The organism is Variovorax sp. P1_G12 (assembly GCF_056405555.1).
Window position 1 is genome coordinate 127,697 of sequence record NZ_JBFUBW010000020.1, and the last position, 10,304, is coordinate 138,000.

11 protein-coding genes and 1 pseudogene are annotated in these 10,304 nt (G+C 63.2%); 6 read left to right on the forward strand and 6 right to left on the reverse strand.

Features of this window, described 5'->3' with window-relative positions:
- Window positions 1–2: 2 nt before the first annotated feature.
- From AC1D2O_RS22575 to AC1D2O_RS22590, 4 genes are read left to right on the forward strand one after another with little or no spacing between them, the layout of a single operon-like run.
- Complete coding sequence (locus AC1D2O_RS22575; RefSeq protein WP_478090074.1) at window positions 3–1,010, forward strand: NAD-dependent epimerase/dehydratase family protein; 1,008 nt, start codon at window positions 3–5, stop codon at window positions 1,008–1,010.
- On the forward strand, window positions 1,007–1,780 hold the full coding sequence (locus AC1D2O_RS22580) for an SDR family NAD(P)-dependent oxidoreductase (RefSeq protein ID WP_478090073.1): 774 nt from the start codon (window positions 1,007–1,009) through the stop codon (window positions 1,778–1,780). Before AC1D2O_RS22575 ends, AC1D2O_RS22580 begins: the two co-directional genes overlap by 4 nt.
- An 11-nt stretch (window positions 1,781–1,791) precedes the next feature.
- Window positions 1,792–2,577: an amino acid ABC transporter ATP-binding protein gene (locus AC1D2O_RS22585; RefSeq protein ID WP_478090072.1), complete on the forward strand. Its 786-nt coding sequence runs from the start codon at window positions 1,792–1,794 to the stop codon at window positions 2,575–2,577.
- Window positions 2,578–2,589: 12 nt separating this feature from the next.
- Window positions 2,590–3,375 carry an SDR family oxidoreductase gene (locus tag AC1D2O_RS22590; RefSeq protein WP_478090071.1) on the forward strand — a complete coding sequence of 262 codons (786 nt, stop codon included), beginning with the start codon at window positions 2,590–2,592 and terminating at the stop codon, window positions 3,373–3,375.
- 38 nt (window positions 3,376–3,413) lie between these two features.
- On the opposite strand, the gene AC1D2O_RS22595 is transcribed toward AC1D2O_RS22590, so the two are convergent.
- The 6 genes and pseudogenes from AC1D2O_RS22595 to AC1D2O_RS22620 form a co-directional block, all read right to left on the reverse strand.
- Window positions 3,414–4,418 (reverse strand): NAD-dependent epimerase/dehydratase family protein, encoded by a 1,005-nt coding sequence (locus tag AC1D2O_RS22595; protein ID WP_478090070.1) that lies wholly within the window; start codon window positions 4,416–4,418, stop codon window positions 3,414–3,416.
- Window positions 4,419–4,428: 10 nt separating this feature from the next.
- Complete coding sequence (gene hydA, locus AC1D2O_RS22600) at window positions 4,429–5,865, reverse strand: dihydropyrimidinase (RefSeq protein WP_478157935.1); 1,437 nt, start codon at window positions 5,863–5,865, stop codon at window positions 4,429–4,431.
- Window positions 5,866–5,894: 29 nt separating this feature from the next.
- Window positions 5,895–6,668, reverse strand: coding sequence for an amino acid ABC transporter ATP-binding protein (locus AC1D2O_RS22605; protein ID WP_478090068.1), 774 nt, complete (start codon window positions 6,666–6,668; stop codon window positions 5,895–5,897).
- A gap of 1 nt (window position 6,669) precedes the next feature.
- Window positions 6,670–7,383, reverse strand: a complete 714-nt coding sequence (locus AC1D2O_RS22610; protein ID WP_478090067.1) for an amino acid ABC transporter permease — start codon at window positions 7,381–7,383, stop codon at window positions 6,670–6,672.
- Window positions 7,384–7,435: 52 nt separating this feature from the next.
- On the reverse strand, window positions 7,436–8,236 hold the full coding sequence (locus AC1D2O_RS22615; RefSeq protein WP_478090066.1) for a substrate-binding periplasmic protein: 801 nt from the start codon (window positions 8,234–8,236) through the stop codon (window positions 7,436–7,438).
- 296 nt (window positions 8,237–8,532) lie between these two features.
- Window positions 8,533–8,723, reverse strand: a pseudogene (locus AC1D2O_RS22620) (magnesium chelatase domain-containing protein); the annotation flags it as partial.
- Window positions 8,724–8,889: 166 nt separating this feature from the next.
- Here AC1D2O_RS22620 and AC1D2O_RS22625 point away from each other — a divergent pair.
- Window positions 8,890–9,756 carry a TorF family putative porin gene (locus AC1D2O_RS22625; RefSeq protein ID WP_478090078.1) on the forward strand — a complete coding sequence of 289 codons (867 nt, stop codon included), beginning with the start codon at window positions 8,890–8,892 and terminating at the stop codon, window positions 9,754–9,756.
- Window positions 9,757–9,812: 56 nt separating this feature from the next.
- Window positions 9,813–10,151, forward strand: coding sequence for a P-II family nitrogen regulator (glnK, locus tag AC1D2O_RS22630; protein WP_478090065.1), 339 nt, complete (start codon window positions 9,813–9,815; stop codon window positions 10,149–10,151).
- The last annotated feature ends 153 nt before the right edge of the window (window positions 10,152–10,304 follow it).

A 10,304-nucleotide genomic window follows, 5' to 3' on the forward strand; every position in this document is an offset into this window, starting at 1 on the left:
CGATGACGACCTTGATTACAGGCGGAACGGGCTTTGTCGGGCTGGCGCTGGCGGAACGATTGCTGCAGGCAGGCGAACAAGTCGTTCTCTTCGATCTGCCGACGGCAATCAACAGCGAGCGCTTCGCGGCGTCCTTGCCAGGTGCTCGCATGATCCCCGGCGACATTCGTTCGGGTGGCGATCTTGAAACCGTGTTCGCAAGCGAGGCCATCGACTGCGTGGTCCATACGGCCGCGATCACACCTGGCCCGGAGCGCGAACGTGGCGATGCCGAACGCATCTTCGACGTCAACGTACTTGGCACCATCGGCTTGCTGCAGCAATGCGTCCGTGCGCGTGTGAAGCGGGTCGTTGTGGTGAGTTCGGTTGCGATCTACGGCGCCAGCGCACCGGCTGCGTCCGGTTGCTATGAAGAGGACGTGTCCGCGCCCGCGCCCACGAGCCTCTACGGGATCAGCAAGCTCGCGGCGGAACAGGCGGCGTTGCGTATGGGCGAGTTGCAAGGACTGAATGTGGCCATCGCACGGCTGGGGCCGGTGTACGGGCCGTGGGAACATGCCAGCGATGCACGCGAGCGCCTGAGTCCGCACTATCAGGTGACGTCGGCTGCCCTTGCAGGCGCCGAGATCGTGCTGCCGCGGCCGATGACTGCGGATTGGATCTATGCGCGCGATGCAGTCCACGCGCTCGCGTTGATTGCGGGCGCGCAAACGCTCCCCCATGCGGTCTATCAGATCGGCGGCGGCTGCCTGACTGACTTGGGTCAGTGGTGTGCCGCGCTCGCGCATCATCTGCCGGGCATTCGCTGGCGCACGGCCGCGCCGGGAGAAGAGGCCACCATTCAATACACGCTGCCCGTTGATCGTCCCGCGTTGAGCGTTGCGCGGCTGTCGAAGGACCTGAACCACCGCTGCCGCTTCGACCTTGCGGCCGCGGCCGAAGACTATCTCGCGTGGCGCGAGGCGCGCAGCCGGGGCGAAGGCGAGCGACTTGTCGGAGCGAGCCAATGAAGCGTCTCGAGGGCAAGTGCGTGCTCATTACGGGCGCGTCCTCCGGCATCGGGCGCTCGATCGCGCAGCGGTTTGCCCGTGAGGGCGCACGCCTCGTGCTTGCCGATATCACCGAAGCTGTCCGCGAAGGCGGCGTCTCGACCACGGAAATGCTGCGCGCCGATGGGCATGAAGTCGAATTCATCCGTACCGATGTGGCGCAGGAACACGAGGCCACGGCAGCGGTCGCGTGTGCCGTGAGGCGATATGGCCGGCTCGATGTGCTCGTCAACGACGCCGCCATCAGCGCCGGCAAGCCGTTGCTGGAAACCAGTATCGATGAATGGAATCGGGTGCTGGCAGTGAATCTGACGGGCGTCTTCCTGATGTCGCGTGCTGCCGTCAAGGTCATGCTCGATCAAGACATTCGGCACGAAGCGCGTGGCCGGATTGTCAACATTTCTTCGCAGCATGGGATGGTCTGCGCGCCGCGCAACGTGGCGTATGGCACGTCGAAAGCGGGCGTGGCGTATCTGACACGCCAGGTCGCGGTCGACTACGCAGATCAAGGAATCATTTGCAATGCGGTTGCGCCGGGCAAGGTCATCACAGGCAAGCCGGGCTTGGCCGCTTCGGCGGAAGCACTCGAGTATTCGAAGGCACGCACGCCGATGCCGCGTTTGGGGCGCCCCGACGATGTCGCAAGCGCCGCGCTCTTTCTCGCTTCAGACGAAGCGGCCTTCATTACTGGCGAGAACTTAATGGTCGATGGCGGCTGGATGGCCGCCTGAAGAAAAAAGAGATGAATCTGATGAGCACCCCTGAACACACTCCGCAAGTTCCCACTGATCAGCCGGCCATGATCGAGCTGCGCCACGTCAGCAAATGGTTTGGCGAAATGCAGGTCTTGTCGGATGTCAACGTGCGCGTGCAGCGCGGCGAGCGGATCGTCGTGTGCGGGCCATCCGGCTCGGGCAAGTCGACGATGATCCGCTGCATCAACCGACTGGAAGAACACCAGCAGGGCGAGATCCTGGTGGAGGGCGTGAGCATCACCGAGAGCCGGCGCAACATCAGCTTTGTGCGCCGTGAGGTCGGCATGGTGTTCCAGCAGTTCAACCTGTTTCCGCATCTGTCGGTGCTGCAAAACCTGATGATCGCGCCCATGAAAATTCGCGGCATCAAGAAGAAGGACGCTGAAGAAACAGCGCGCTACTTCCTGGACCGCGTGCACATCGGCGACAAGGCTGATCGTTATCCGGCTCAACTTTCGGGCGGCCAGCAGCAGCGCGTGGCGATCGCCCGGGCGCTGTGCATGAAACCCAAGATGATGCTCTTCGACGAACCGACATCGGCACTCGATCCGGAGATGATCAAGGAGGTACTCGACGTCATGCTGCAGCTGGCGCGTGAAGGCATGACCATGGTCTGCGTCACGCATGAGATGGGTTTCGCGCGCACGGTCGCGGACCGGATTCTCTTCATGGACAAGGGTGAAATCGTCGAGGAGGCGCCACCTGAAACGTTCTTCTCGATGCCAAAGGGAGAGCGCGCTCGAGCGTTTCTCGGTCAGATACTCAATCGATAAGGAAAGCAGTTCATGGATCTGAAAATTTCCGGGCGCGTCGCGCTCGTCCTTGGCGCCGGCGGCGGACTCGGCAGTGCGATGGCCCTGCAGCTCGCGCAGGAGGGCGTGATCGTCGCGCTGGCGGACATCGATGAAAAGGCGCTCGCGGCGACCGCGGCGAGCATCGCGGCGGCGGGTGGAGTGTCCGCCACGTTCTGCTTCGACCTGGGCGACCGTTCTGCGATCGATCAGCACGTGTCGCGGATCGAGCAGGAACTCGGACCGGTCGACATTCTCATCAACAACACAGGTGGGCCGCCGCCGTCCGCTGCGAGCGGGATTGAGCCGGAGGTCTGGACCCAACAGTTCAACGCGATGGTGTTGTCGGTGATCGGCCTCACCGACAGGGTCTTGCCAGGCATGCGCGCCCGGAAGTGGGGTCGGGTGATCACCAGTTCGTCGTCGGGAATCATTGCGCCGATCCCCAATCTTGCCATGTCGAACGCGTTGCGGATGACGCTGGTCGGCTGGTCGAAAACGCTTGCGCGCGAGGTCGCCGCGGACAACGTGACCGTCAATATGATCCTGCCAGGTCGAATTGCCACCGCCCGGATCCGCTTTCTCGACGAGGCGAAGGCGAAACGCGAAAATCGTCCCATCGAAGACGTCGTCAGCGAAAGCGTCGGCTCGATCCCCATGGCGCGCTACGGCTCACCATCGGAATATGCCGACGTGGTGACCTTTCTCGCCAGCGATCGGGCGTCATACATGACCGGATCGATCGTACGTGTCGATGGTGGGTATCTGCAGAGCGTCTGACGCGCCGGAGCGCAAGCGGATCGGCGAAATCGTGAGAATCAGACGACCTCGCCGCCCTGCGCAGACCTCTCACGCATGCTCGACCGCCAGGCCAGGTAGTCGGACAGGGCGGCCGCTTCGCCATAGCTCGGCATGAACCCAAGGTCTTGTCGCAAGCGTTCGATCGAGAATGGCGGCCTTGCAGACGGCGCGTGCTCGCCGACGTTGGCCTCGTCGCGTCGCGCAACGAGTTCATGTGAAAAACCCGGATGCACGCGGCACAACCGCTCGCACCACGCGGTCGGCGACCAGCGTTCGCCGGTGCCGATCTGATAGAGGGCATGCCGCAGGTCGGGTGCCTTGGCAATCTCGATGATGGCATCGGCGGCGTCGATGGAGTAGATCCAGTCGTCCGGCAAATCGGCGCAGAAGCGCGCGGTCTGCCGTGCTTCTGCGAGCCGCGTGAGCAACAGCGGAATGCTCAGCGTGTCGCGCATGCCGGTGTCATATTCCCATCGACCGAACACGACGCCGAGCCGGGCCACCGTCACCTTGAGGCTTCGCGTGGCACGGTAGCGCAACGCGGCGCGCTCGGCCGCGTGTTTCGTGATGCCATAGAGTGAATCCGGCTCCGGCATGTCGCGATCTTCAACCAGCTTTTCCCGCCCATGGCCACCCGTGCCGAACACGGCGCCGCTGCTCAAGTGAACGACGTGAAGGAGGCCTGCCGTGCAAGCCGCATCGAGCACATTGAGCGTGCCGATCAGATTGACCTCGGCGATCACGCGCGCCTGTGTTCGCTCACGCGCGAGGCCCGCAGTGATCGCTGCGCCGTGGATGAGACGCGTGACTTCGTGATGATGCAAGGCGCTGGCAATCGAATCGCAGTCGCGGACATCGCCGGATTCGAACAGGTAGGTCCCCGGAAGCCGGCCGAATTGCTCGATCGCCGCCGCGGGCGGCGGCTCAGGCCCAAACGCGACCACCGTGTCGCCGCGTGCGAGCAGGCGCTCGGCGATATTCAAGCCGACAAACCCCGAGCCGCCGGTGATCAGGACAGTCATCGCGAGGCTTTCACGCGAGCCACGGCTGAGGCGCGGGCCGTGCACCGACCGCGGCGATCCTGTCGCAGGGAACCAGCTTGCCATGGCCGGCCGAAGCGAGGAGGGCGCCCTCGTGGCAAACGACAATCCCGCGGCTGAGCGTGGTCACCGGCATGCCGCGTACGGTGGTCCCTTCGTAGACGCTGTAGCCGGTACCGTCATGCAGGGTCGCGGCCGATAGCGTCGCTTCGGCCTGCGGGTCCCAGAGTACGAGGTCCGCATCCGCGCCGAGCGCGATCCTGCCCTTGCGCCCCTCGAGGCCGAACAGCCGCGCCGGTTCCTCGGACGTGAGTTCGACGAACCGTTCGAGCGAGATCCGACCCTTGGTGACGCCCTCGGAAAACAGCAGGGGCAGTCGCGTTTCCAGCCCCGGCAAACCGTACGGTATCTTGTTGAAGGGCGGATCCTCGCCGGCCTGGCGCTTGCCTTGCGGACCGTCGAGATGGAACACCGAGTGATCGGACGAGAAGCACGAGAACAGGCCGTCGCGCAACCCGTCCCAAAGTGCTTCGTGATCGCTCGCATCGCGTGGAGGCGGGGAACAGCAATACTTGACCGCCTCGTGCGCCGGCCGGTCGAGATCCTGTTCCGTCAGCAACAGATACTGCGGGCAGGTCTCGGCGAAGACCGGCAACCCCTGAATCTGCGCGATGGCGATCTGGGCGGCCGCAGCAGCAGATGACACATGGACCACAAAGATCGGGATGTCGAGGAGTTCCGCCATGGTGATCGCGCGATGCGTGGCTTCGCGCTCCGTGAGCGCGGGCCTTGCGTGGGCGAGGTATTTGGGCTGCCGGTAGCCCAGCGAGAGCAGGCGCTCGGTGAGCCATCCGATCACGTCATGACTTTCGGCGTGAATCATCGGCAACACACCCAGCCGTCGCGCATGCAGCAGCGTCTCCAGCACCTGCCGGTCGTCGAGGCGCAACGCATCGTAGGTCATGTAGAGCTTCACAGACGTGAAACCTTCCGCCGCAAGCGCAGGCAGTTCTTCCTTGAGCACCTTTTCGCTTGGATCGGTGACGATCATGTGGAAGGCGTAGTCGACCACCGCGCGGCCGGAGGCGCGCTTGCGATAAGCGGCCACGCTCTCACGCAGCGAATCGCCCCGATGTTGCGCAGCGAAGGGCATGACCAGGGTGGTGCCGCCGAATGCGGCGCCGACGGTCGCGCTGTAGAAGTCGTCGGCGGTGGTGGCGCCGGTCGAGGTCATCTGCGCGATGTGGCAATGCACGTCGATTCCGCCCGGCAGCACGAGCTTGCCCGAGGCGTCAAGCATGTTCCTGGCATCGAGTGGGGCACGGTCCAGCGCCGCGATACGGCCGTCCCTCACGCCAATGTTGACGCGCTCGAGGCCGCCGTCGATGAACACACTTCCGTTGCGTACGACCAGATCGAAATCGGACATTGCAGAACACTCTTTGGATGGCGTGGGCGTCAATGCAGTACCTTGTTGAGGAATTGCTTGAGCCGATCGCTTTGCGGCCTGTCGAAGATTTCTTCGGGACTGCCCATCTCGACAATGCGACCTTCGTCCATGAAAACGACACGATCTGCGACACGGCGGGCGAACCCCATTTCATGCGTCGCGACGATCATCGTCATGCCCTCGGCAGCGACGGCTTCCATGGTCTCCAGCACTTCGCCGACGCGTTCAGGGTCGAGCGCGGAAGTCGGTTCGTCGAAGAGGATGACCTTGGGCTCCATCGCGAGGGCGCGGGCAATGGCGACGCGCTGTCGCTGGCCGCCCGACAGTTGCTCCGGATACGCCTCGTATTTGCCGGCCAGGCCAACTTTGGCGAGCAACTGGCGACCGCGTTTCGCGGCATCCATAACGCGCGTGCGCCGGACCTCGACCATGCCGAGCATCACGTTTTCCAGCACCGACAGATGCGGCCACAGGTAGAACATCTGGAATACCATTCCGACGTCCGAGCGCAGACGCGCCAGTTCTCGACCGGACATCGGTCTGGATTTCCGGCCTGCTTCAATCACATGGCCGACAGTCTGGCCGTCGATGGCGATTTCGCCGCGTGTCGGCCGTTCCAGGTAATTGATCGAACGCAGCAAGGTGCTTTTGCCCGAGCCGCTCGGGCCGATCAGGCAGACCACCTCGCCGCGTTGGACACTCAGGTCCACGCCATTCAGGGCCTTCACGGTTTCGAAATGCTTGTAGAGATCGCGTAGCTGGATCATGGGTGCATGGTTCATCTCAGGCCTCCGAGGTTGCATCGCCGAGACCGAGTGCACGCCTTCGACGCGCTGGCAGCCCGCGCCGCTCGACCGTCGAACGTTCGACGTAGAGTTGGAAAAGCGTCAGCGCGGTGGTCATGGCGAGGTAGATGACGCCGGCCATGGTGAGAATTTCGACTGCGCGATACGTGCTGCTGTAGATGGTCTGCGCGCTCAGCATCAGTTCGGGCACCGTGATCACCGAAGCCAGAGAAGTATTCTTCGTGTGGCTGATGAAATTGCCGATGTAGGGCGGCAGCACGATCCGAGTTGCCTGCGGCAGGATGATGCGACGCAGGATTCGCGGATAGGCCATGCCGACCGCCTGCGCCGCTTCGAGCTGGCCGCGATGCACCGCGTGGATCCCGGCGCGGATGATCTCGGCGTTGTAGGCGGCGGAACTCATCGACAGGGCGATGATGGCCGATGGCAGCGCCTCGAGCCGCAAGCCGAACATGGGCGCCGCGTAGTAGACGAAGAAGAGGTGCAGCAATACCGGCGTACCCCGGAAGATCCAGATGTAGACAAAGGCGGCGCTGCGCACAGCCGCATGACGCGAGTCACGCCCCAGAGCAAGCACAAGGCCGAACGCGGTGCCGCAAACCTGCGTCACCACGGCCAGGAAAATAGTGAGCAGCGAAGCCTTGAGCAGGACCGGCAGGTACGGCAGGACTTGTACGAAATCGATATTCATAGGGGAGTCCCGTGCACGCCTGGAGAGTCGCTCGAACAGTGTTGCCGCGACATCACTTCGGGTTCTCCGTAAGCTGGGAGCTGTAGTTGTCGATGCCGAAATACTGCTTGCCCCATTTGTCCAGCAGGCCTTCCCTCTTCATTGCGCGGATCGCGTCATCGACTTTGGCTTTCAACTCGGCCGAACCCTTGGGCATGGGCGCCCCGACAAAGCGGACGCGATAGGGGTCGCCGACGATCGATGCGAGGCCGGGCCGCTGGCGCAGCAGGTTGGCGGCAGAGGTATCCGGCGCGACGATGGCGTCGAGCCGGCCGACCGCGAGATCCGTGAACATTTCGACATAGCCGCCGTAACCCTTGAACACCTCGAACGCCCCATATTGCTTTTCGATGTCCCGGGCCGGCATCTCGCCATCGTTCGCACCGGCGATCGCGCCGACACGCTTGCCTTTCAGATCCTTGAAGCTCTTCACATCGGTCGCGCCTTGCCGCGCAACGACCACCACAGCGGAGCGCGAATAGGGAATCGAATAGTCGAAGATCGCAGTGCGCTCAGGGGTGATGTTGACGTTCGAGAAAACGATATCGAAGCGGCCCGTCTGCAGTCCCGGCAGGATGCCCTTGAAGTCGAGCTTGTCCAGTTGCATCGGGATGCCGGTATGGCTGGCGACGAAGTGCGCGACCTGTACGTCGTAGCCGTCGAGTTGATTCGCCGGGTTGGTGAATGAAACCGGCGGTAGATCGCCACTCGTTGCGGCGTTGAGCTTCGCGGGCAACGCGGCAAACGCGGCGCCTGTGACCGTCAACGCACTGAACAACGCCACTGTCCTGGTGGCATAAGCCCATCGTTTCATAGAACCCTCGATTGTTGGAAATGTGTGAGAACGTCGACTCGCCCAACTGCGGAGGTGCGCGCCGTTCAAGAGGCCGCTCGTATCGTAGGAATTTTTGCTTGTGCAGTCGCATCACTTTTTGTGGCTGATCCATAACTTCAAGTTAAAGCAGCGAGGACTTCGTTGGTCGTGCTGGCACGCGGACAAGCCTGGCGCCCCGGGGTGTGGCAGGCAGCGCACTGACAAGCTTCTTGGAATCAGCCCGCTTTTGAAGGAGAGCAAGCGACTGCGCGTGTGATGGGGCAGACAGGTCGGACCGGGATGTCGGCGGGCGCCAGGTTCACCGTGGTGCGATGGTGGGTGGAGAACTCCAGCCGGCGCTCTGGAGGGCCGCCCGGACGCGCCCGCGGGCTTCCTTGATCTCCACGTCGGCCAGATGCACCTCGACCGTGACACTGGCCGCTCCGAGGCCCAACAAGGCGCGGCCCTGCACCAATGACAGGCTCATTTCGCGCTCTTTCACCAAGATGGTGCGTCCACCTCTTGTTCTTCATTGTGACCAAGTGCGTCCGGCGCCAACCCTGACCGCAGAGGGGTTGGGTGCTTTGGCACGCTCCCTGCTTTGAACTGGACTCCAACTCACTTCAAAACACCCCCGAGGAGTCCGCTAGATGATGCACCGTAAATCCGTCCAGATCCTGGCTGTGGGCGCGCTTGCCGCCCTGCCGATGCTCGCCAGCGCGCAGGCCGCCGCCGCCGACGCACCAGCGGCACCGGCGCCGAATCTCACGGGCAACGTCTCGCTGACCACCAACTACAAGTTCCGCGGCCAGGACCAGGACGTCATCGGCAGCAACGGCTTTGCCAAGACCAGCTGGTTCAAGCCCGCCATCCAGGGCGGCATCGACTATGCCTTCGGGGACAGCGGCTTCTATGTCGGCAACTGGAACTCCAGCGTCAACTGGCTGCCCGGCAACTCGGTCGAGATGGACTTCTACGGCGGCTATAAATTCAAGGGCGGCCCGATTGACTGGGACGTCGGCGTCTATCAGTACTACTACCCCGGCAATACCGCGGGCAATACCACCGAAATCTACGGCGCGGGTACGTGGTCCGACGAGACCTTCGGCGCGTTCACTGCGAAGTACTCCTGGACCGTCTCCAACGACTACTTCAACTACGCCGGCAACAAGCGTGGCTCGAGCCTGGACGGCCAGAACACCGGCTACCTGAACCTGGCGTACGCCAAGGAGATCGTGCCCAAGCTGACCTTCAAGACGGCCATCGGCTACACCTTCTTCACCAGCGACATCAAGAGCCTGGGCTACAAGGACTACCTGGACTACAACGTGGGCGTGTCCTACGACTTCGGCAGCGGCCTGGCCCTGGCCGGCTCGGTGCAGGGGGGCAACAACCAAAGCGCCTTCAACCTGATCGCCACGCCCGGCATCCCCACGGGAACGGTCTTCGGACCGATCGGCCAGACCACCTTCTCGCCGAATGCGACGCGTTTCATTGTCATGTTGACCAAGACGCTCTAGTCATAGAAGGCGTGGCCCGGGGCTGCGCTGTCCCTTTCATCCGCAGGAGAAACATCATGAAGCTGGTCTCAGCCATCATCAAACCATTCAAGCTCGACGAAGTGCGCGAGGCGCTGTCTGCGATCGGCGTGCAGGGCATCACCGTCACCGAGGTCAAGGGCTTCGGCCGCCAGAAGGGCCACACCGAGCTGTACCGCGGCGCCGAGTACGTCGTCGACTTCCTGCCGAAGGTCAAGATCGAGGCCGCCGTGGCCGATGAGCTGGTGGAGCGCGTGATCGAAGCGGTCGAAAGCGCTGCGCGCACCGGCAAGATCGGCGACGGCAAGGTCTTCGTCTACGACCTGGAGCAGGTCGTGCGCATCCGCACCGGTGAAACGGGCCGCGAAGCCCTGTGACACGCAAGGCACGAAAGAACAAACCGAAATGAAAAAATTCCTTGTCTCACTCGCGCTGGGCCTGAGCCTGCTCGGCGCCGGTACGTCCGGCTTCGCCCAGGCGCCCGCCGCCCCCGCGGCCGAAGCATCGGCGCCGGCCGCGGCACCGGCCGC

Coding starts and splice junctions, on each gene's coding strand:
- AC1D2O_RS22575 (WP_478090074.1), top strand. CDS start 3: ATGACGACCTTGATTACAGGCGGAACGGGCTTTGTCGGGCTGGCGCTG.
- AC1D2O_RS22580 (WP_478090073.1), top strand. CDS start 1,007: ATGAAGCGTCTCGAGGGCAAGTGCGTGCTCATTACGGGCGCGTCCTCC.
- AC1D2O_RS22585 (WP_478090072.1), top strand. CDS start 1,792: ATGAATCTGATGAGCACCCCTGAACACACTCCGCAAGTTCCCACTGAT.
- AC1D2O_RS22590 (WP_478090071.1), top strand. CDS start 2,590: ATGGATCTGAAAATTTCCGGGCGCGTCGCGCTCGTCCTTGGCGCCGGC.
- AC1D2O_RS22595 (WP_478090070.1), bottom strand. CDS start 4,418: ATGACTGTCCTGATCACCGGCGGCTCGGGGTTTGTCGGCTTGAATATC.
- hydA (WP_478157935.1), bottom strand. CDS start 5,865: ATGTCCGATTTCGATCTGGTCGTACGCAACGGAAGTGTGTTCATCGAC.
- AC1D2O_RS22605 (WP_478090068.1), bottom strand. CDS start 6,668: ATGAACCATGCACCCATGATCCAGCTACGCGATCTCTACAAGCATTTC.
- AC1D2O_RS22610 (WP_478090067.1), bottom strand. CDS start 7,383: ATGAATATCGATTTCGTACAAGTCCTGCCGTACCTGCCGGTCCTGCTC.
- AC1D2O_RS22615 (WP_478090066.1), bottom strand. CDS start 8,236: ATGAAACGATGGGCTTATGCCACCAGGACAGTGGCGTTGTTCAGTGCG.
- AC1D2O_RS22625 (WP_478090078.1), top strand. CDS start 8,890: ATGCACCGTAAATCCGTCCAGATCCTGGCTGTGGGCGCGCTTGCCGCC.
- glnK (WP_478090065.1), top strand. CDS start 9,813: ATGAAGCTGGTCTCAGCCATCATCAAACCATTCAAGCTCGACGAAGTG.